General features: G+C 21.2%; 15 protein-coding genes. 14 read left to right on the plus strand and 1 reads right to left on the minus strand.

The window, feature by feature from the left end; translation table 11 throughout:
* Positions 1–790: 790 nt before the first annotated feature.
* The 13 genes from ATP_RS02305 (at position 791) to ATP_RS02360 (ending at position 18,206) form a co-directional block, all read left to right on the plus strand.
* Complete coding sequence (locus ATP_RS02305; protein ID WP_012504567.1) at positions 791–5,140, plus strand: PolC-type DNA polymerase III; 4,350 nt, start codon at positions 791–793, stop codon at positions 5,138–5,140.
* Positions 5,141–5,213: 73 nt separating this feature from the next.
* Positions 5,214–6,131: an IS3 family transposase gene (locus ATP_RS02310; protein ID WP_083767384.1), complete on the plus strand. Its 918-nt coding sequence runs from the start codon at positions 5,214–5,216 to the stop codon at positions 6,129–6,131.
* 634 nt (positions 6,132–6,765) lie between these two features.
* Positions 6,766–7,185: a hypothetical protein gene (locus ATP_RS02795; protein WP_049821847.1), complete on the plus strand. Its 420-nt coding sequence runs from the start codon at positions 6,766–6,768 to the stop codon at positions 7,183–7,185.
* A gap of 407 nt (positions 7,186–7,592) precedes the next feature.
* Complete coding sequence (locus ATP_RS02320; RefSeq protein ID WP_231834343.1) at positions 7,593–7,790, plus strand: hypothetical protein; 198 nt, start codon at positions 7,593–7,595, stop codon at positions 7,788–7,790.
* Positions 7,791–8,183: 393 nt separating this feature from the next.
* The gene (locus ATP_RS02325) at positions 8,184–9,380 is read left to right on the plus strand and encodes a hypothetical protein (RefSeq protein ID WP_012504569.1); all 1,197 of its coding nucleotides are present in this window, start codon (positions 8,184–8,186) and stop codon (positions 9,378–9,380) included.
* Complete coding sequence (locus tag ATP_RS02330) at positions 9,377–10,378, plus strand: hypothetical protein (protein ID WP_041186089.1); 1,002 nt, start codon at positions 9,377–9,379, stop codon at positions 10,376–10,378. Before ATP_RS02325 ends, ATP_RS02330 begins: the two co-directional genes overlap by 4 nt.
* A gap of 133 nt (positions 10,379–10,511) precedes the next feature.
* A complete protein-coding gene (locus ATP_RS02935; protein WP_269445976.1) occupies positions 10,512–10,643 on the plus strand; it encodes a hypothetical protein in 132 nt (43 codons plus the stop codon).
* A 259-nt stretch (positions 10,644–10,902) separates the two neighbouring features.
* Complete coding sequence (locus ATP_RS02800) at positions 10,903–11,862, plus strand: hypothetical protein (protein ID WP_049821848.1); 960 nt, start codon at positions 10,903–10,905, stop codon at positions 11,860–11,862.
* A 28-nt stretch (positions 11,863–11,890) separates the two neighbouring features.
* Positions 11,891–12,601 carry a hypothetical protein gene (locus tag ATP_RS02340; RefSeq protein WP_041186090.1) on the plus strand — a complete coding sequence of 237 codons (711 nt, stop codon included), beginning with the start codon at positions 11,891–11,893 and terminating at the stop codon, positions 12,599–12,601.
* An 804-nt stretch (positions 12,602–13,405) separates the two neighbouring features.
* Positions 13,406–13,681: a hypothetical protein gene (locus ATP_RS02345; protein WP_012504573.1), complete on the plus strand. Its 276-nt coding sequence runs from the start codon at positions 13,406–13,408 to the stop codon at positions 13,679–13,681.
* Positions 13,682–14,251: 570 nt separating this feature from the next.
* Positions 14,252–15,748 (plus strand): leucyl aminopeptidase, encoded by a 1,497-nt coding sequence (locus ATP_RS02350; protein WP_012504574.1) that lies wholly within the window; start codon positions 14,252–14,254, stop codon positions 15,746–15,748.
* A gap of 769 nt (positions 15,749–16,517) precedes the next feature.
* Complete coding sequence (locus tag ATP_RS02355; protein ID WP_041186091.1) at positions 16,518–17,372, plus strand: hypothetical protein; 855 nt, start codon at positions 16,518–16,520, stop codon at positions 17,370–17,372.
* A 129-nt stretch (positions 17,373–17,501) separates the two neighbouring features.
* Positions 17,502–18,206: a hypothetical protein gene (locus ATP_RS02360; protein ID WP_012504576.1), complete on the plus strand. Its 705-nt coding sequence runs from the start codon at positions 17,502–17,504 to the stop codon at positions 18,204–18,206.
* A 1,099-nt stretch (positions 18,207–19,305) separates the two neighbouring features.
* On the opposite strand, the gene ATP_RS02365 is transcribed toward ATP_RS02360, so the two are convergent.
* Positions 19,306–21,432, minus strand: coding sequence for an ATP-dependent helicase (locus ATP_RS02365; RefSeq protein WP_012504577.1), 2,127 nt, complete (start codon positions 21,430–21,432; stop codon positions 19,306–19,308).
* Positions 21,433–21,714: 282 nt separating this feature from the next.
* Between ATP_RS02365 and proS the strand changes: the two genes are divergently transcribed.
* Positions 21,715–23,136, plus strand: a complete 1,422-nt coding sequence (gene proS / locus ATP_RS02375; protein WP_012504578.1) for a proline--tRNA ligase — start codon at positions 21,715–21,717, stop codon at positions 23,134–23,136.
* The last annotated feature ends 19 nt before the right edge of the window (positions 23,137–23,155 follow it).

Consider the following 23,155-nt stretch of genomic DNA (forward strand, 5'->3'; position numbering starts at 1 on the left):
TGACAACATTAGTGGCAATGATAAGTGATACAACGACAACAATAGTGACAACATTTGCTTTTCGTTTTTATTCGATTTTTATTTACGATTTAAGTACCTGATATTTATATTTTATATTTATAAAAAAATAGATATATTTTTTTTATATTTATATATGTCTGTTTTTTTTATTATTATATATATATTTTTTTATATAAAAACCAAGCTTTTTTTTAAATCACGTTTTGAAGTAATTTTGGTTTATATTATCATAGCATTATTTTTTTATTTTAAGAATAGTTATTTTTATCTAGCAGTTTCTTTTTTATTCCTTATAAGAGAAATAATGTTTATAATAAAAGCTCGATTTTGTAAATTTCTCATGTTAATCTAACATTAAATTATTATCAATATTTTTTTTATTTTTTAAAAAAAAATAAAAAAAAATTTTGAATCGAGAAATAAATTGAAGCAAAATGATACCAAAATTAACTTCATCAAAATTAAATTACAATTGAAAATTTAAATTATCTTTAAATTGAAAAGAATTTAAAAATCTAAAAGAAGTAAAAAATAATTTATCACCTTTTTTTCGTTTTCCATTTTGTCTTAAAATTTTTTTATAATTGGTAATTTCAATATCGAAAATACCTTTTATTTTGTTCGTAAATTTATTTTGAGTATAAATGTATCATTTAAAATTAAAAGTTAACAAAAACGTTATTTTTATTAAAATCAAATTAATTAATTTTAATACCATTTTTTAATGGTATTTTTTTTTATTTAAAAAATCATCTTTAAAGGAGCTTTTATGTCAAAAATTATTAAACAAATTATTAAGAATCATGAACTTTTTTACGAAAACAATCAATTAATTAAAATCTTTCATCGTGATTTTATTCTTGAAATTACAAAAAAAGAATTCATTTTAATTATTAAAAATCAAACTAAATTTCAAAATTTTAAATTTCAAAAAACTAATTTCCAATTAAAAGAAATTAATTATCAAAATTTGGATTATCAAAAATTAATTATTAAACCAAATAAAATTAATCCACATTTAATCCAAAATCTAAAATTAGATCAAAAAATTATTTATAAAAACAATCAAATTATTAAAAAAATTCGAACTAAAATCGAAAATAATACAAAAAATTATTATTTTTTAGATTCAAATTTAATTTATTGTCAAGAATTAGATTTAACTCACCAAGGTTATAAAAATATTTATCATTATATTTACGCTCAAAAAAATAAAGGTGATTTATTACTCAAAATAGTTAATCAAACTATTCCAAAATTAAAACCACAATACCAAACTTTATATCAAACTTATCAAACTATTAAACCACAAATTAAATTACAAGTTGATAATTTTACGATTATTCCACATTCTAAAGTTCAATATTTAGCTTTAATTAACCAAAATTATGGTTTTAAAAATAAAACTTTAACATTAAAAGGTTATATTCAAGAAATTCAATTTAAACCAAGTTATTTAGATAATGAAAAATTGGTTTTAGAATTTATTTTAGCTAAAAAAACTTTCGATTTAAGTAGTGATGATGCAATTTTGGTTAAAAAATTCGATTTTAATATTGATGAAAAACAAAAATGGCAAAATGCTGAAATTCAAAATGATGATTATTTAGAAATTACTGGAACAATTTATCAACCAAAAATCAACGATCAAGTTTATTTAATTTTAAAAACTTATCAAAAAATTATTTTACCAATTAAAATTGACAAACAAGTTGGTTTAAAACGAATTGAATTTTCAGCTCATACAAAAATGTCAGAATTTAATGGTTTAATTAGTCCTGAAACTTATTTAACACGTTTAAATCAATATCAACATTCAAGTATTGCTTTTATTGATTTAGATAATGTTATTGCATTTCCAAAAATTGAAGCAGTTTTTAAAAATACAAATATTAAACCAATTTATGGATTAGAAATTTATTTTCAATCAAATCAAAAACTTTATCTTAATAATCCAAAAATTACTCAAGATTATGATTTAAATTTAGCTACATATGTAATTTTTGATTTTGAAACTACTGGATTATCAAAAATTAACGATCAAATTATTGAAATTGCTGCAATTAAAATTCAAAATAATCAAATTATTGATGAATTTCAAACTTTAATCAATCCTCAACAAGAATTAACTCCTTTTATTGAAAATTTAACCAATATTTCTAATCAAGATTTAAAAAATCAACCATTAATTGCTACAATTTTACCAAAATTTTTAAAATTTTGTGAAAATAGTATTTTAATAGCACATAATATTAGTTTCGATATGGGATTTTTAGTTAATCAAACTAAAAAACATTTAAATTTGAAATTAAATTTACCTTTTATTGATACATTAAATTTAGCTCGTTATTGTTTGGATTCAAATTTACGTTATTTTAATTTAAAAAGTTTAGCTAAATATTTTAAAATTTCTTTTGAAAATCATCATCGTGCTATGAGTGATGTTTTAATTACTAAAACCATTTTTCAACAACTTTTAAATTATTTATTAACCAAAAACATTCAATTTTATCAACAATTAAAATTAACTTTACCAGTTAAATTTATTAAACCTTTTCGTATTACACTATTAGTTAAAAATCAAATTGGTTTAACTACTTTATATCAATTATTAAGTAAAGCACAAATAACTAATTTTAATTCAACCACTAAATTAACATTTATGGATTTAATTAATCATCGTTCTAATTTATTAATTGGTAATACTATTAATGATGGTGATTTAATGGAAATTGCTTTAAATGAAAATGATTTTGATTTAGAAAATGCTATTAATTTTTATGATTATATTACAATTCAACCAATTACTTGTTATCAACATTTAATGTTAAATTTAGGTACTAATGGTTCAAAAATTATTCAAAATGCTATTAAAAGAATTATTAAATTTGCTAAAAAAGCTAAAAAATTAATTATTGCTACAGGAAATGTTTTTTATTTAGATCACGAACAAAAAAAATATTATGCTATTTATACCAAAACTGCTTTAATAGCTAAGAAATTACATCCATTAGTTAAATGTGAATTCGAGGATTTACCTAATAATGCTTTTTTAACAACCACTGAAATGTTAAAAATGTTTGAATTTTTAAATGATTCAAAATTAATTGAGGAAATTGTGATTATTAATCCTAATTTATTAAATACCAAAATTGCTTCAATTAATATTTTGCCACAAAAATTATTAACTTTAGCTGATAATGAATTAGCTACTTCACCTTTAAAAATTAATAGTATTAATCAAACTTTAAAACAAATCATTTTAACTAAAATGATAACTAAATATGGTGAAAATTGGTCTTTAGAATTAAAACAACGTTTTTATCAAGAATTTCAAATTATTATTAATCATCAAAGTCCTAATTATGAAAATATTACTGTAATGTATTTATTAGCTTATTTATTAGTTCAAAAATCACTTCAAGATGGTTATTTAGTTGGTTCTCGAGGTTCAATTGGTTCATCATTTATTGCTTATTTAATTGGAATTACGGAAGTTAATCCATTAAAACCACATTATTATTGTCAAAATTGTTTACAAACTTGGTTTAATGTATCAGAATTAGAATCAACAATTGAATGTCCTCGTTGTGATTTATTATTATTCAAAACTGGTAATAATATTCCATTTGAAGCTTTTTTAGGTTTAAATGGTAATAAAACCCCTGATATTGATTTAAATTTTGCTTCTAAATATCAAGAAAAAGCTCAAAATTATTTACAGTTTATTTTAGGCATTAAACAAGTTTTTAAAGTTAGTACAATTCAAACTATTTCGAATAAAACTGCTTTTAGTTATGTTTATAATTATTTAAAAACTCAACAAATTAAAGCACGATTTCATCAAATTAATTTAATTAGCAAACAATTAATTGGTACCAAAAGAACTATTGGCACTCATAGCTCAGGTCTAATAATTGTTCCAAAAAATAATTCAATTTATCAAATTGCCCCTTTTCAAAATTCAATTCATAACTCAAAAATTTGGCAAACAATTAGTTTTGAATATCACAGTTTTGAAAATAATTTATCAAAATTAGATATTTTAAGTCATGAAAATCCTACTTTATTTAAAATGTTTTTTGATTATATTAAACAACATCCAAAAAAATTTCCTTTTAAAAATTATCATGAAATTCCAATTAATGATTCCAAAGTATTTCAATTATTTACTCAAACTTTTAAAAATAGTCAAGGAATTACAATTAGTACTTTAGGTATTCCAGAATTTGGTACTAAATTTGTCCGTAAAATGTTAGTTAATATTTATCAAGTTGAAAATCAACCCTTTAATTTAGAAAAATTAATTAAAGTGTCAGGATTATCTCATGGTACTAATGTTTGGTTAAATAATGGTTTAGATATTATTAATCAAACAAATGAATTTCAAAATTTACCAGTTAAAATTACTTTCAAAGATATTATTGCATGTCGTGAAGATATTTATAATTATTTAATCATTAATCAAGTACCAAAAATTAAAGCTTTCGAAATCATGGAATTTGTTCGAAAAGGTAAACAACATCAAAACCTCACTGAATGGCAAACTTTAATTAAACCTTATCAAAATTTAATTCCAACATGGTATTGGAAATCAGCTTTTAAAATTAAGTATTTATTTCCAAAAGCTCATGCTTCAGCTTATACTTTAATGGCAATTAAAATTGCTTATTTTAAAGTTTATTATCCAATTTTATTTTATTATGGATATTTTTCACAAAAAATAACTCAATTTAATTACCAATTAATCATTGGTTCAATTAAAAATTTAGAACAAGAAATTAAAACTTTAAATCAAATTAAACAACGAAAATTAACCAATTTAGAAAATGAATCCTTAATAACTTATGAATTAGTTTTAGAATTTAAACAACAAAATTTTAAATTACAACCAATTAATTGGAATTATTCAGCAATTAATGAATTTTTAATTATTAACGAAACTACTTTATTAATACCTTTAACTGCTTTAAATTCATTAGGAATTGAAAAAGCAAATTTAATTATTCAGCAACGTCAACAAAAATTATTTACTGATAAAACTGATTTTATTAAACGAACTAAAATTAGTAAAACTTTAATCTCCCAATTAGAAACATTAAATGGTTTTATTTTTTAGTTAGTTAGTATTTGATTTGAATAACCTTTTAAATTATGTTAACATCGAATTAAAAATAAAAGGGTTAAAAATTGTGGAAAATCAAATTCGAAAAAAAATTATTGAAAGTTTTAAATTTCCTAAAGTGTTTTTGTTAAAAATGATTCAACAATATCAAGGAATAACATCTTTAAGAAAAATATTACGCATCTTAAATGTTAGTAAATCAACTTATTATTATTGGTTAAAAGTTTCTCAAGATCAAAAACGTAAATTAGCAAATCGAAATTTGATTGTGAAAAGAATTAAACGTTTATGTCAAGTTAACAAATTTTATTATGGTTTTCGTAAGATTACTATGTTATATAATCGTCAATATCAAGCTAATTTAAATATTACTACTGTTTATCGTATTATGAAACAAAATCACTGTTTATGTAAATTAAAACCAAAACGTTATCGTCATCAATATCAATCAAATTTTACAATTTCCGAAAATTTAATCCATCAAGACCAAAATACTTTTTATACTAATCAACCAATGCAAAAATTATTTACTGATATCACACAATTTAAAATTATTGATAATCAATTTTTATATTTATCAACCATTATTGATGCTTATAATCGAAAAATAATTGCTTTTAAGATTTCTCAAAATCCAAATAAAATTTTAATTTACGATACTTTTAACCAAATTATGCAAATTAAATCTAATTGTATTATTCATTTCGATCAAGGAACAATTTATCGTTCTTATAATTTCCAAAATTGGTTGATAAAACGAGGTTTTAAAATTAGTATGTCACGTAAAGCTAAACCTAACGATAACGCTTTAATGGAATCTTTTTTTGGTTTAATTAAAACGTTAATTTATCACGAAATTCCTTATTTAGAAAATTTAACTTATGAAAAAGCTAAACAATTAATTTATAATTTCTTAATATTTTATAATAATAATTGGATTTTAACTAAACTAAATTATCAAACTCCTAATAATTATCAAGAATAGACTTTTTTAAATCATCAAATAATTAAGGAATAACAATCTTAAAAATAAAATTTAGAAATTTTCATTTTAATTGTGGTTAATTTTTGAATCTTATACCTAAAAAATACCTCAAATTTACCACTTTAAATTATTTTTGGTATCATTATACCTTTTAATTCAAAAAAGTAAATTTTCTTAATATATATAAATTCATTCACTTTTTACGAATTAATTAAACAAAATTAAAAATTTTGGAACCTTTTCGTAAAAAAGGGGATCCTTATAAGTGTAGGGTATTTTTTTAAAATAAAAATATTTTTAAAAAATATTTTTAAAAATATCATTATAATTGCTATTTAAAATTCATTCACTTTTTACGAACTAATTAAACAAAATTAAAAATTTTTAAGAGTTTTCGTAAAAAGGGGGATATATATAAGTGTAGGGTATTTTTTTAAAATAAAAATATTTTAAAAAAAACAACGTTTTAAAAAATAAAAAAATAAAACAAAAAATCTAAGTAGTTATTTTATTTTTTTAAAAAGTCCAAAAAAATGCAACACTTCGATTTATTTATAAAGATCCTCATAAAGCCAAAACCTTAAATAATATTGATTTTGGTGAATCGTTACCAGATGTTCCTATTGAAGGTGATATGTATTATTGTTATAAATCAGATATATATGGTAAAGAATTACCTGGGGAAAAAAATTATTTTTTAAGAAAATTCTTTCAATTAACATTTTGGATTGCTTTAACTACATTTATAGTGTTTTTAATTCCGAAATTTAAGCCCGCAATCAATCAAAATCCAATTTATAATCACATTTATTATATATCAATGTGGTTTTTAATTATTATAGGTATGTTAATGTCAATATATTTTTTTTGTGAAAGATATGCTTGTTTTTGGTGTTTTTATGTAAAATTATTTCAATTATTAGGGATTTTCCGTTTTTTAGAAAAAGATTTTAATAAAACTATTAATTCCCATAATTATTTTCCAATTAGTAAATTTTATTATGAAAAATTAAAAGCGAAAACGCCAAAACCAAAATCAAACCCAAAAGATTAATTAATAAAAAATATTAAATGACTCTCAAACTGAGAGTCATTTTTTTTTAAACAACCTATTATCACTAATTTTTAAACTTTTAAAATTCTTTAATAAAATTTTACCTATGTAAATTCTAAGTATATTTTTTTTAAATTTTTTCAAAAATCAATTAATTTGACTTTTATTTTTTTTGGTTTAATAACAAATAAGAAATTAAATTTAAAAATTCTCGAAAGGGAAAATAACTTTCTAAAAAAATAATTCAGTTAGTTTTAATAAAAAATTTGACAAAATATTTTTTTAGTTATTATTCAATTAAATTTAATAAACGATTTTTTATTTTATTTTTGTGTTTTTAGTGGTTCCATTTTCTGGTTCACTGCAATTATATATTAATGTGTTTTTTAATTATTATGGGTATTTTAGTGTCAATATATTATTTTTGTGAATCTTTTGCTTGTTTTTGGCGTCACTATGTTAAATTTTTTAAATGGTTAGGTATTTTCTTATTTTTAGAAAAAGATTTTAATAAAACTATTAATTCTCATAATTACTTTCCTATCAGTGTTTGTTATTATGAACAACAAAAAGAAATTGAAAAAAAGCAACAAAAAATAAAATAATTGAATCTTTAAAAATATTCAATACTGTTTAATAGCAGTATTTTTGGTTTTCTTAGGTGCATAATCGCTTCACCAAAAATTTATTTTAAACATTTTTTTAATTAGTGTGTTATCATATACACAATATATATTTTACGAGTTTCAAATACATGATATTCAAAAGATATGAGTTGATATCAAAAACAATCCCAACCAAAAACCAATTGTATAAAAAATATATAATTAAATTATTAAAGGAAAAAAGTAACAAAAATCTTTTAGGATAATCAATTTTCATTCTAGTTATTTTTAATTTTTCGCAAAGAGATGTTAATTTTTATAAATTATTATCTATTTTTAAAAAAATACAATATTTTAATTTTATTAAATAAAAAATAATTTTTAGGGGGTTTTATGTCTTTTAATTTTTTTAAAAATCTTAAAATAAAAGTTTTATTTTTTATTTTTTTAATCTTTTCTTTTTTAAATATTTCTTTAATTCCTGTTTTTGCTTTAATTACTGATGGTGGAGGCGGGACTAATCAACTATCTTTTAATCCTAATGATTATGAAATAGATTATAGTCAAAGACATAATTCAAAATTTTGGCGACACGAAGATGGACATGTTTTTGCTAGTAATGCAAGAATGTTTTATGATTTTCCAGGAATGAAAATGGTTCCTTGTAGAACTTATCAAGAGTATGCTAATAAACCTCAAATAGCCAGTAATGCTATTAACATCGGTTTGAATTTTTTTTCTCCAGCTAAATTGTTTAAAGTAATTAAAACAGGTTATCAAATAGCCAAAGAATACGGTGGTGATCAAATTTGTGATTTTAAAGATGATGGCGTTGCCATGATTAATGATATTGTTAGATATTATACTTTAAATGATCAAGGGAAAGCTTTTTTCTTTTTTGATCCTAGTCAATTGAATGAAATAAAACAAGTAGATATCACTTTTTGTGATTGTGATATGTCTCCTTCTTTCATTACTAGTGTTATTGATTTTGTCATTAATTTAACAGATTTTTTAGAAACAGCTAATTTTGATGAATTGGTAGAAAAATTATTATTAAAAGGTGAATTTTCAGATGCAGAATTAGTAGAAATAGGCATAGCAAAAATGGATTTAACCCAAAAAAAAATCACCAAAGAAATCCAAACCAAAATTAAAAATTATATTAAGAAAAAAATAAACCAAAAAGTAGGCCATGCTATCGCCAAAACCGCTTTAAAAAAAGGAACTAAAAAAGTTGTTGGAAATACCTGGGGGAAAATTTTTTTTCCTGAGGTGTTTGAAGCAATTGATATGGCAGAAAAAAAATATGAGTCTTTTGCATCTAAAAAAGAAAATATTCTTTTTGATATAAAAAATAATAGTTATGAAAAAACATTAGGGTTTGTGCTTCGTTTTCCTTCCAAAAATGAATTAAAATTGTATGAATTAAAGAAAGATAGTAACAACAATAGTGTTTATAGATTAATTAAGAGAGTTAATTTTTCTGATTCTAGCCATATGCTTATAAATTTAATTCAACTTAAACACGGTCTAGAAATGGAACCCCAAAAAAACTTAACCGTTTATTGTGGTAAATTAAAAAAATGAATTATTATTATTTAGGTATTAATTTTATTGTTGGTTGTCTTGCTTTATATATCATTACAAAAACTAAATATTTGGATTTTATGATCAATCCTTCAAGTAAGTTTTATAAACAAAATTTCAAAACTTATATTAATAACCATCATGACGATCAAAGACAAAATAAATTTATTCAAAAAAACATTCATAAAATTAACCAATTAAAAGAAAATATTTTTCAAAAAACTAAATCAGACGCCGTTATATCTCATAAAAGTGTTTTTTATAGGTTATATAGTTTGATTGGTATTCTCATCTTATCAGCGATTATTACTATTTGTTTTTTAATTAATTTCAAATGTGAAATTACATCATTATTTTCATTTTGGTATTCAACATTAATCATTATAGTTTTATTATATTTCATACGTTTTTTATTTTATTGTTTTGTAGATGTATATGTTTTTGCTAGTCGGATTTGTTTTTTATTTTCGATTTTTTTGGCTGTTGTATGGGGAGTATATTTTGCGTGTTTTTATTTTGCAGAACATAAATTATTAACAACTACATTTGTATCATCGCCTTTATCAAACACTATTTTAAGGTATTTTTTAATATTATTTGTTTTATTACCATTTTTGATAAGTTTTATAGTGCTTTTTTTAATAAGCTATTTATATAGAGTTAATAAAATAAAAGTTAACTTGAGATTCCATGTTTGGCTCAAAAAATTATTTATCATTAGTTTTTTTTGTGGTACATCTTTTTTGCCTTCTTTTTTAGGCAGTAATAAATTAATTGTTTTATTTTTAGGATTATTAGAGGCGTTATTTTTCTTGATATTATATAGTTTAGTTTGGGTTAATACTTTAAATCAACTAGATCGTTTTATCGAACAAAAAATACCTAAAAAATGTGAATGGCTTTTAGTTTGGTTTTTATTAGAAGCTTTTGTGACAATATTTTTATCAATTTTATATATTATTGTAAGTATTGTAAATTATTTTATTAAAAAAAAATAAGATAAAATATTTATTTATTTTTTTGACTTATTATACATAAAAAACTTATAATGAAAAAAAGCAGTATTTGAATAATGTTTTGAATTTCCATTAAAACCAAAACTTTTTATATTTTCATTGATTAAAAGACTTATTGTTTATAAGTCTTTTTTTATTAGAATTTATTTGTGTTAAGAAAAAAAGAAAACCAACTTCAACATTAAACAAACAAAAAACTTTAAAAACCTTAAATACTGTTGAATGGCAGTATTTTTTGTTTTCTTAGGTGCACAATCATTTCACCAAAAATTTTATTAAACATTTTTTTACTTGGTGTTATAATATATATAATTAAATTATCAAAGGAAAGAAAGTAACAAAAAAATTTTAGGATAATCAATTTTCATTCTAGTTATTTTTTAAATATTTGTTTTATTTTATTGATTACTATTTGTTTATTATTGGTTTTTGATAATCAAGTTTTTGGGTTGTGTTAGAATGAATTTTCCGAAAGAACTATTAGACAAACAGAAATTATTCACATCATGTTAGAATCTGATGCTGATCAAAATACAGTTCTAAATTATATTAAAACCCGTATTAATCCTAATTTTAATGGTTCTGTCAGCAATATTTCATCATATAATGCTACAAAAGAAGGGTCTATTCATTGGTCTATTAAGGATGAAGAAGACATTCTAGCCGTTTATTTTGATGGTGGTACTAGAAATAAAAGAGATCGCAATTATGATTTTGTGGATTTAAGATGGTTAGGCAATGGTTCACCCCATATGTATTTTTTTTGGAAAATAAGAGAAGATGTGAATGTATTACAACATCATGATATTTTAAAAGCAAGACATGCTAAAAAAGATAATCTTGCAGTAAAATTTGCTTCCGCTATAATAGATAAAGCGTCAGATAAAGTGCCAAGTGTTAAAAATATTAAAAACAAAAAAATAACTATTAAAAAAATTATGAAAAAGATTGCTCAAAAAGTATCTAAAAAAGCTGTTAAAAAGATATCTTTAGGTAATTTTGTAATTACTGGTGCTGTTGAGGTTGTAAGTGAAAAATTAGCAGATTTAGTAATTGATATTTTCGAAAAAAATAATCCTGCCGCTTTAGAAATGGTCAGTTCACATATTAGCAAATTGGAAGATTTTGCAATGAATGTGACCGATTTCGTGGACGATGTTCCAGTAGCTCGTGTTTTAGCCAGAGGATTTTTTGAATTTGGTGAAACTATAAATAAAGCAAAAAGTTATCCAGTTAACGTTTTTAAAGAGTTATTTAAAAATCTTTCGAATCAAAATAATTATAAAAAAGTAAACGACCCTTTAGATTTCGCCAATAACGTTGGTAAAAGTACCACAGTAGCTTTTGAAAGTGTTAACAAAGCAACCGTTAATACAGCTAAAGATATTTGTTACGGTGCTTATGACACTTTGACTAAACTTTTTCCAACTTGGAGAACACCTCTAAAAAATTTTTTAAAATTATAAAAAAATATAAAGAAAAGGAGGTTATAAAATGCAACGTAAACAAATAATTAAAGATATCATCGCCTTTTTAATTTTAAGTTCTATGTTGTTTATTACTGCCTTAGAATTAAAAAGTAGTCATTTGGGTTTTATGGAACACCAAATAATATATTGGATTTTTAGTTTTATTTCATGCTTTATAGCATGGGGAATATTAAATTATATTTCTTTTAAAATAGTACGAGGAACAGGATTTATTTATAAAGATCCTAATAAAGCCAAAACCTTAAATAATGTTGATTTTGGTGAATCGTTACCAGATATTCCTAGTAAAGGTAATATGTGTAATTGTTATAAATCGGATACATATGGTAAAGAATTACCTGAAGGAAAAAATTATTTTTTAAGAAAATTCTATCAATTAACATTTTGGATTGTTTTAACTACATTTATAGTGTTTTTAATTCCGAAATTTAATTCCTCAATCAATCAAAATCCAATTTATAATAAAATTAATTATATATCAATGTGGTTTTTAATTATTATAGGTATGTTAGCGTTAATATATTATTTTTGTGAAATATCTGCTTGTTTTTGGTGTTTCTATGTAAAATTATTTCAATTATTAGGAATTTTCCGTTTTTTAGAAAAAGATTTTAATAAAACGATTAATTCCCATAATTATTTTCCAATTAGTAAATTTTATTATGAAAAATTAAAAGCAAAAACGCCAAAACCAAAATTAAACCCACAAGATTAATTAATAAAAAAATATTTAAATGATTCTCGAAATGAGAGTCATTTTTTCGTTAAACAACCTATTATCATTAATTTTTAAACTTAAAAAATACTTTAATAAAATTTTACCTATGTAAATTCTAAGTGTTTTAAAAATTATATTTTTTTTAAATTTTTTCAAAAATCCATTAATTTGATTTTTATTTTTTTTGGTTTAATAACAAATAAGAAATTAAATTTAAAAATTCCAGAAAGGAAAAATAACTTTCTAAAAAAATAATTCAGTTAGTTTTAATAAAAAATTTGACAAAATATTTTTTTAGTTATTATTCAATTAAATTTAATAAACGATTTTTTATTTTATTTTTGTGTTTTTTAGTAGTTCCATTTTTCTAGGTCCGTTTCACATTTTAAAATTTTCATAATAAATAAATTCAATATTTAATTATAAACTAACAGTTTCATCATTTTTCAAAACTTTAGAATTTTTAAAATCAAATGAAATAAATATTAATTTTATTTTGATAATTCTTATTAATTTTGGAAAATAGTATTTTTTATATATTTAAGTATTTGATTTGTTTTAAATTAATATTTATGTTAGAGTGAAATTAGAAATATTAGAAAAAAATATTATTATATCATAAAATTAATTTAAACTTTTTTAAATTATTTTTTAAAATAATCATAAAAAAGGATAATAAAATTAAAGATTAAGGAATGAATTACTAATGTTTAAATTTAAAAACCAATTTATAAAAATTAGTGTTTATTTATTTTATTAGGATTATTTTTTATTATTAACAATAATAATTATGTAAAAGCAATGAGAAATAGTAAAAAAAATAATAATGATGATGAAATTTTAAATGATGAAATGTATTTATTTTGGCAAAATGAACAATATTTAATACAACAACAAATGATCGAATATCATTTGGATAATACAAGAAAAATAAATCTTTCGGTCCAATATGATTATATTAGTCAAAAAATTAAAAATTATCAACAAAGAAAAGTTAATAATAAAACAACTAAAACAAAAAATAATGATCAACCAGAAAGCAGCAGTCAACATAAAAATTTATCAAAAAAAAAATAAAAATAATTTTAAAATTAATTCATTGAATTATTTTAATTAATATTTTAATTTAAATGAGTTTATATAATATAATTTTATCTATTATTTGAATGTATTGATGTAAATCAGAAAATTTTATTTGACATCAAATTAAAAACGGCCTAATTATTTATAATATAAAATTTCCTGTTTTTTTAGCAAGATAAAAAGTAAGGTATTTTTATAATAATCTTTTTAAGATTAAACACATTAATTATAATCTTTATTATAAAAAAATAAAAATAATAAAAAAACTATTTAATTAAGTTATTTTTTTAAAAAATTTTAAAAATTTGTTTAAGTTTGGTAATTTAAAAGTACATAAAATTTATTTTTATGATTTGAAATAATTTTTAAACAGTATTATAATATAGTCATATTATAATAAAAATAATTAAAAGCAATTTAAATTGTTCATTGTTATAATTGATTTAAAAATACAAAAGTAAATCATAATATTCTTAGAATTATTGATAAGAATAAATAGCAATCATAATAATAAAATAAAATTTTAAATTTATATTTTACAAAAAAGAAAGGTATTTATAAAAAATGAATGTTTCTTTTATAACTCAATATACATCATCTATTGATGCTGATGCAGCAATACTTTTACAAGTAGAAAAATTTGAAAAAACTTTTGGTTTAGAATTAGTTGATCCTAATAGAATTATAAAAAAAGGTTATTTAATAGAAAATTTTCAAGGTTCTTTTGGCTCTCAAATAAAATTTTTATATTTAGAAGGTTCTCCTTTTGCTTTTGTTAAGGTTGTTGGTTTAGGAAAAGAACAAAGCATAAATGATGAAACTTGGCTTAAAGCGGGGGGGCTTTGTGTTTCTGAAATTAAAAATTATCCTAAAAAAGTAGTTGTTTTTGCTGATGCTTTGGGTATTGATGTTTCAACAACACAAATAATGAATTTTGTTCTTGGAGCTTTATTAAAACAATATTCTTTTGAATGTTATTATACCGATAAAAAAAAATCTAAACAAAAAAACAAAAATATTTTGGAACTCGTTATAATTACGAAAAATGCTGAAAATTGTCAAAAAGAGTTAAAACAAGTACAAGCTATTTGTGAAGGCGTTAATTTAACTAAAGAACTAGTTAATGAACCTGCTAATATTTTAGGTACAGAAGAATTTGTTGAAAAAATTAAAAAATTAGAAAAATTAAATGTTAAAGTTCAAGTTTTAGACAAAGAAAAATTAAAAGAATTAGGAATGAATGCTTTATTATCGGTAGCTCAAGGTTCTTCTCGTCCTCCTTATTTAGTGATTATGCAATGGAATGGAAGTGATAACAAAGAAGAAGAACCATTAGCTTTTGTTGGTAAAGGAGTAGTTTTTGATTCAGGAGGAATTTCCATTAAGCATTCATCCGGTATGGAAGATATGAAGGCTGATATGGGTGGGGCTGGAACTGTTGTTGGATTAATGCACACTTTAGCAACTAGAAAAGCTAAAATTAATGTTACCGGAGTTGTTGGTTTAGTTGAAAATATGCCTAGTTGTCATGCTCAACGTCCTGGTGATATTGTAACTTCTATGTCTGGACAAACTATTGAAGTCATCAATACCGATGCTGAAGGAAGAATGGTATTAGCTGATGTTTTATGGTATTGTAAAACCAAAATTCAACCTAAATTAATAGTAGACTTGGCTACTTTAACTGGCGCTATTAGGATTGCTTTAGGAGAACAACATGCAGGACTTTTTTCAAATAATGAAGCTTTAGCTAAGCAAATAATTAAATCAGGTGAGGCGACATCAGAAAAAGTTTGGCAATTACCTTTAGGTCTTGAATATGATAAGTTAATCGATAGTAAATTTGCTGATATGAAAAATTCATCTGGTGGTTCTGCCGGTTCGATTACTGCAGCTCAATTTTTAAAACGTTTTGTAGATGAAAAAACTCCTTGGGCTCACATAGATATAGCGGCTGTATGTATGGGTAATAAATTAAATGAATTTAATAATTCTTGGGCTTCCGGATTTGGTGTACGTCTTTTAAATTATTTAATAAAAAATTATTATGAACAAAAATAATTTAATAAATTACATTAATCTACTTTTTGTTAATATTAAAAAATATAAAAATAAAATAAATTAAAATTATAAAAAAATTATTACCAAGTATATTAATATTTTGGTAATAATTTTTTAATACAAGTTAGTATTTTTTTGGCACTAATAAAGAAAAATAAACAAAATTAAATTCAACTTATAAAAAAAGCTAAATTTTTTATTAAAAAAATAAATAGATTTAGTTTTTTTATTATTTAAATTAAAAATATATTGATTATATATCATAAAAATTCACATAAATAAGAAATAATAACTTTTCAAAAAAAATTAATTCAGCTAGTTTTAATAAAAATTTGACAAAATATTTTTTTTGTTTATCATATAGTTAAATTTAATAAATAATTTTTTCTTTTGGTACTTCTAACGGTTCTATTTTTCTCTCACAAATGATAACAAGGAACCAAAAAATGAACACAAAAAATGGATAACCTTTAAATTGGAGTTATATCATATAATAAACTATTAAACGAGTTAAGAAGGAAATTGCTATTTAAATTATATTATTTATTAAATTTTATTTTAATTATTTACATAGTTTTGTAAAATATCAAAAATAATTGGAGGTTTTATATTCATTAATATGATGTTAAAAAATAAATTTGCTTTTTTTCAAAAAATTATTTTATGAATCACTATTTGTTTATTATTTGTTTTTGATAATCGAATTTTTGCGTTGCGTGAGAATTAATTTTCCGAAAGAACTATTAGACAAACAGAAATTATTCACATCATGTTAGAATCTGATGCTGATCAAAATACAGTTCTAAATTATATTAAAACCCATATTAATCCTAATTTTAATGGTTCTGTCAGCAATATTTCATCATATAATGCTACAAAAGAAGGGTCTATTCATTGGTCTATTAAGGATGAAGAAGACATTCTAGCCGTTTATTTTGATGGTTGTACTAGAAATAAAAGAGATCGCAATTATGATTTTGTGGATTTAAGATGGTTAGGTAATGGTTCACCCCATATGTATTGTTTTTGGAAAATAAAAGATGTCGACTTATTAGAACATCATGATGTTTCAAAAGCAAGACATGCTAAAGGTAATCTTGCAGTAAAATTTGCTTCCGCTATAATAGATAAAGCGTCAGATAAAGTACTAAGTGTTAAAAATATTAAAAACAAAAAAATAACTATTGAAAAAATTATGAAAAAGATTGCTCAAAAAGTATCTAAAAAAGCTATTGAAAAAATACCTTTAGGTAATTTTTTAATTACTGGTGCTGCTGGGGTTGTAAGTGAAAAATTAGCAGATTTAGTAATTGATATTTTCGAAAAAAATAATCCTGCCGCTTTAGAAATTGCCAGTTCATATATTAGCAATTTTGAAGATGTTATAATGAATGTGACCGCTGTAATGGACGATGTTCCAGTAGCTCGTGATTTAGCCAGAGGATTTTTTGAATTTGGTGAAACTATAAATAAAGCAAAAAGTTATCCAGTTAACGTTTTTAAAGAGTTATTTAAAAATCTTTCGAATCAAAATAATTATAAAAAAGTAAACGACCCTTTAGATTTCGCCAATAACGTTGGTAAAAGTACCACAGTAGCTTTTGAAAAAGTGTTGGTAAAGTAACCGTTAATACATCTAAAGATATTGGTTACGGCGCTTATGACACTGTGACTAAACTTTTTCCAACTTGGAGAACACCTCTAAAAAATTTTTTAAAATTATAAAAAAATATAAAGAAAAGGAGGTTATAAAATGCAACGTAAACAAATAATTAAAGATATCATCGCTTTTTTAATTTTAATTTCTATTATTCCGTTGTTATGCCTAGAAAAACATTTTGGTTTTATGGAACACCAAATAATATATTGGATTTTTAGTTTTATTTCATGCTTTATAGGGTGGGGAATATTAAATTATATTTCTTTTAAAATAGTACGAGGAACAGTATTTATTTATAAAGATCCTCATAAAGCCAAAACCTTAAATAATATTGATTTTGGCGAATCGTTACCAGATGATCCTAGAGCACGTAATATGTATTATTGTTATAAATCAGATATATATGGTAAAGAATTACCTGAGGAAAAAAATTATTTGTTAAGAAAATTCTATCAATTAACATTTTGGACTGTTTTAATTATACTTATAATATTGTTTATTCCAATTTTTCATGATTCTTCTATATATAAAACTTCGTTTTATAAGAAAATTAATTATATATCAATGTGGTTTTTAATTATTATAGGTATGTTAATGTCAATATATATTTTTTGTAAAACAAATGCTTGTTTTTGGTGTTTTTATGTAAAATTATTTCAATTATTAGGGATTTTCCGTTTTTTAGAAAAAGATTTTAATAAAACTATTAATTCCCATAATTATTTTCCAATTAGTAAATTTTATTATGAAAAATTAAAAGCGAAAACGCCAAAACCAAAATCAAACCCAAAAGATTAATTAATAAAAAAATATTTAAATGACTCTCAAACTGAGAGTCATTTTTTTTAAACAACCTATTATCACTAATTTTTAAACTTAAAAAATTCTTTAATAAAATTTTACCTATGTAAATTCTAAGTGTTTTAAAAATTATATTTTTTTTAAATTTTTTAAAAAATCAATTAATTTGACTTTTATTTTTTCTGGTTTAATAACAAATAAGAAATTAAATTTAAAAATTCTCGAAAGGGAAAATAACTTTCTAAAAAAATAATTCAGTTAGTTTTAATAAAAAATTTGACAAAATATTTTTTTAGTTATTATTCAATTAAATTTAATAAACGATTTTTTATTTTATTTTTGTGTTTTTTAGTAGTTCCATTTTTCTGGTTCACTGCCAAAATTATAAATGCGTTTTGATGAATGTTTAAATTAAAAAAATAATTTATATTTTATTATTTATTATTTTAGGATTATATTTTGTTTTTAAAAATAATTATTTAAATGCTATTAGAATAACTTTAGAAAAAATAAAAATTTAACTTATGAAGATGAATTAATTATTTGTTAGTATATTTAGTAGATTTAACGACATTTTTAATGATTTATTTTTAAATTTTGATAAAAATTTAAGCATAAATGTAGATGGTTACACAAAAATTATAATTATTTCAAACTAAACTTTAATCTAATAAAAAAATAAGCACAAGATAAAACAACTTAAATTTACCATATAATAATGGAAATATTTAATTTAATATATATATAATTTTATTTATAAGACTCTCTTCATCGAGAGTCTTTTTTTATACTCAAAAACAATATTTATTAAAGATATTGATAATAATTTCTCAATTTTTAATCGAATTTTATTTATATAATAAAATATTAGGTTTTTAAATTGGGAATGATTATTCCAATTGAAAAAATTTAATTTTATTTGTATTTGATTAATCTTTTTTTATTTTTAGTAATATTTACTTATCTTTTTTTAAATTTTTATTAATGCATGATGATTTGGTGAATTAAGCAAAACTAAATAATAATCCACCATAGTTTTTTATTAGTGCTAAAATAATGATATATAAATTTTAGTAATTTTATTTGTTTTTTTAAATTACGATATTTTTTTTAAATTTATTTTAGCATAATCATAAGCTATTTTTTTTATTCCAAATTGAGGTTCAAAAGCAATTATTAATAAATTATTTTCAATATTAGTAATAATTCTACCAATTCCAAAAATATCATGTTTTATTTTATCACCAATTTTAAAAAAATTATAATTATTATTGAATTGATATTTTGATTCGGATATAGATTTTTTTCTAGGTAAAAAAATTTTCATATTTTCAAAAAAATCTGATTCTTTAATATTAATTGTTTTATGACCAAAAATATTTCTTTCATAAGCTCCTAATAAAAATAATCTTTCTTTGGCTCTGGTAATTGCAACATACGCTATTCTTCTTTCCTCTTCTAAAGGAGCATTATATTTATTATTTTTTAAAGGTAAAATATTTTCTTCAAAATAAACCACAAAAACTATTTTAAATTCAAGTCCTTTAATTTTATGAATGGTAGATAATGTTACTTTATTTTTATTATCTTTTTTAACTTCATTGTTTAAAGATATTTGATCTAATATATCAATCAATTCTTGTTTAACTGTTTTCTTTTTATCTTGATCTTTTTTTTTAGTAAAAAATGATTTTAAGTCTTCGATATATGTTAAATTATCATTTTCCGGATTAATTTTTTTTTTATTTATTGATTTTGAATAGTTTACTTTTTGATCAATATAATCAATAATGTTTTCTAATTTTAAAAAACTATTAGAATTAATTTTTTTGATCATTTCTAAAATTAAATTTTTAAAATTTAATAAATTTTTATTGCATTTTTTTTCTTCTTTGCATAATAAAATTAATGTTTCAAATAAAGAAATATTTTTTTCTTTACTAATTATTTCTAAATTAGAAATGGTTTTTTTACCAATTTTTCGACTAGGAACATTAATAATTCTTTTTAAGTAAAAATCTTGTTTAGGATCGATTAAAATTTTAATATAAGCTAAAATATCTTTTATTTCTTTTCTATTAAAAAAATTAATATTACCGAATACAATATAAGGAATATTTTTTTTTAAAAAAATTTTTTCAAATTTTTTTTCTAAGCCATTTAATCGGTATAAAATTGCTATATCTTCGTAATTACATTTTTCTTTCTTAATTAAATTTTTAATTTTTTCCGCAACAAAATCTACTTCTTGATCATCATTTTCAAACATTTTAGGAAATACTTTATGACCTTTACCAAAAAAACTTTGAAGTTTTTTGGTAAAACCATAAAAACTGTTATTTTGAATTAATAAATTAGCTTTATCTAAAATATTATTAGTAGAACGATAATTTTCATCTAAAATTAAAGTTTTTGCTTTAAAATCTTTTAAAAATAATTTATTATTAGTAATTTCAGCTCCGCGAAAAGAATAAATACTTTGATCTGGATCGCCAACTGCGAATATATAATTATTTTTGGTATTTAATAATTTTAAGATTTGATATTGTAAAAAATCAGTATCTTGAAATTCATCAATTAAAATATGAGTAAATTTATTTTGAAAATAATTTTTAATATTTTCATGTTTTTTAAGAAGTTTATAAGTATAAATAATTAAATCATCAAAATCAAGTAAATTATTGTTTTCTAAAAATTGTTGATAATTATTATAAATTTTTAAAATATTATTGTCATAATTATCAATAAAAATTTTTTTTTCTTTTTTATTTTTAATATTAGAAATATATTTATTTAATTCTTTTGGTTTATATTTTTCTTTATCAATATTTAAATCTTTTGAAATCTTTTTTATAATTTTTAAACTATCTTTAATATCTAAAATACTATAATTAGAATCAAAATTGTTATTTAAAACGTGAATAAATTTTTTTAATATTCTGTTTCCTAAAGAGTGAAAAGTACATATAGTACTTTTATAAATATCTACTTTCATTGCAACTAGACGTTCCTTCATTTCAGAGGCTGCTTTATTTGTGAAAGTGATAGCCAAAATTTTTTCATTATTTATATTTAAATATTTAATTAAATATGCAATTCTTATTGTTAAGGTTTTTGTTTTTCCGGTACCAGCACCTGCTACCAAATATACAGCTTTATCTTTTGAAGTAACGGCTTGATATTGTTTACTATTTAGTTGTTTTAAATATTCATCAGAAAACATTTTTATACCTTCTTTTTGATTATGTTTTATTTATTTTTTATATATGTTAAAATTTAATTTATAATTTTATTTTTATAAAAAAATATAACATATAAAAAAATTAATAAAAATATTTATATATAATTGATTTTGTTTATTTTTATAATTTCGTGTAAAATAAAAACATATTAAAAAATAAATTTCAATAAAAAATCGTATTATAATTAAATTATAATATTTTTTTAATTTTTTAACACTTAAAAACAAAATTTTAAACATTTAAAAAAAGGTTAAAACTTAAATATGAAAAAAAAATTAGTAAAATCAATTACTTCTCGAACTTTTGATTTTGGAAAATGGTATACTGATGTTTGTGTTAAAGGAGAGTTAATAGCTTATTCAGATGTTAAAGGTTTTATTATTTATTTACCTGACGGTTATTTTTTATGGGAGCAAATTCAAAAATTTTTTAATAAAGAATTACAAAAAACAAATCATCAAAATGTTTATTTCCCTTTATTATTTACTGAAAATTTATTTAAAAAAGAAAAAAAACATATTCAAGGTTTTCAACCAGAAACTGCTTTTGTAACTTTTGCAGGTGATAAAAATTTATCTGAAAAATTAATTTTAAGACCCACATCAGAAGTTTTATTTTCTCAACATTACGAAAAGACAATCACTTCTTATCGTGATTTACCTAAGCTTTATAATCAATGGTGTAATGTTATTCGTTGGGAAAAAAGCACTAGGCCTTTTTTAAGAGGTAAAGAATTTTTATGGCAAGAAGGGCACACTGCTCATGCTAATGCTCAAGAAGCTATGTCAGAAACTTTATCTATAATAAAATTATATCAAAAATTAGGTAAAGAACTTTTAGCTATTCCGTTTGTAATAGGTAAAAAAACTGAATTAGAAAAATTTGCCGGCGCAATAGAAACTTATTCTATTGAATCTTTAATGCCTGATGGTCAATCATTACAATCTGGAACATCTCATTTTTTAGGAACTAAATTTTCTGAAGCTTTTAATATTAAATTTCAAGATTTAGATAATAAAATAAAATTTGTTTATCAAACTTCTTGGGGAATTTCAACTCGTTTATTAGGAGCTTTAGTTATGGTTCACGGCGATGATGAAGGTTTGGTTTTCCCTCCTTACATTGCTCCTTTACAAATTATTATTATTCCTTTACAACCGAAAGATGCAAATGTAATAAAATTTTCTAATGAAATATTCGAAGTTTTAAAAAATAAATACCGTGTTAAATTAGATGTTCAAAATAAAAATACAGGATGGAAATTTAGTCAGTACGAAATGAAAGGTATACCTTTAAGAATAGAAGTTGGCAAACACGGATTAGAAAAAGATGAGATAACTGTTTTTACTAGGTATAATTTTTTAAAACAGCAATTTAAAAAAGATGATTTATTAACAAAAATACCTTTTTTATTTAAAAATATTCACTTAATGATGTATCAAAAAGCTTTAAAATATTTAAATGAGCATCAATACAAAGCTAATAATTACGAAGAATTTAAAATTTTATTAAAAAAAGGTGGTTATGTTGCTATTAGCATTAGCGGTACTAATGCTGAATTAAAAATTAAAAAAGAAACAGGTGCAACAGCTCGTATTATATTAGAACAAGAATTAATTACTGATAATTGCCCTATCACTAATGAAAAAGCAATATACACTGCGTTATTTTCTAGAGCTTATTAAAAAAAGTTATAATTTTTTT

The organism is Candidatus Phytoplasma mali, assembly GCF_000026205.1.
In the GTDB taxonomy this organism is placed as follows: Bacteria; Bacillota_I; Bacilli_A; order Acholeplasmatales; family Acholeplasmataceae; genus Phytoplasma; species Phytoplasma mali.

Excerpts from the sequence above, each read along its gene's own strand:
- ATP_RS02305 (WP_012504567.1), top strand. The coding sequence starts at position 791 with ATGTCAAAAATTATTAAACAAATTATTAAGAATCATGAACTTTTTTAC.
- ATP_RS02795 (WP_049821847.1), top strand. The coding sequence starts at position 6,766 with ATGTATTATTGTTATAAATCAGATATATATGGTAAAGAATTACCTGGG.
- ATP_RS02325 (WP_012504569.1), top strand. The coding sequence starts at position 8,184 with ATGTCTTTTAATTTTTTTAAAAATCTTAAAATAAAAGTTTTATTTTTT.
- ATP_RS02330 (WP_041186089.1), top strand. The coding sequence starts at position 9,377 with ATGAATTATTATTATTTAGGTATTAATTTTATTGTTGGTTGTCTTGCT.
- ATP_RS02800 (WP_049821848.1), top strand. The coding sequence starts at position 10,903 with ATGTTAGAATCTGATGCTGATCAAAATACAGTTCTAAATTATATTAAA.
- ATP_RS02340 (WP_041186090.1), top strand. The coding sequence starts at position 11,891 with ATGCAACGTAAACAAATAATTAAAGATATCATCGCCTTTTTAATTTTA.
- ATP_RS02345 (WP_012504573.1), top strand. The coding sequence starts at position 13,406 with ATGAGAAATAGTAAAAAAAATAATAATGATGATGAAATTTTAAATGAT.
- ATP_RS02350 (WP_012504574.1), top strand. The coding sequence starts at position 14,252 with ATGAATGTTTCTTTTATAACTCAATATACATCATCTATTGATGCTGAT.
- ATP_RS02355 (WP_041186091.1), top strand. The coding sequence starts at position 16,518 with ATGTTAGAATCTGATGCTGATCAAAATACAGTTCTAAATTATATTAAA.
- ATP_RS02360 (WP_012504576.1), top strand. The coding sequence starts at position 17,502 with ATGCAACGTAAACAAATAATTAAAGATATCATCGCTTTTTTAATTTTA.
- ATP_RS02365 (WP_012504577.1), bottom strand. The coding sequence starts at position 21,432 with ATGTTTTCTGATGAATATTTAAAACAACTAAATAGTAAACAATATCAA.
- proS (WP_012504578.1), top strand. The coding sequence starts at position 21,715 with ATGAAAAAAAAATTAGTAAAATCAATTACTTCTCGAACTTTTGATTTT.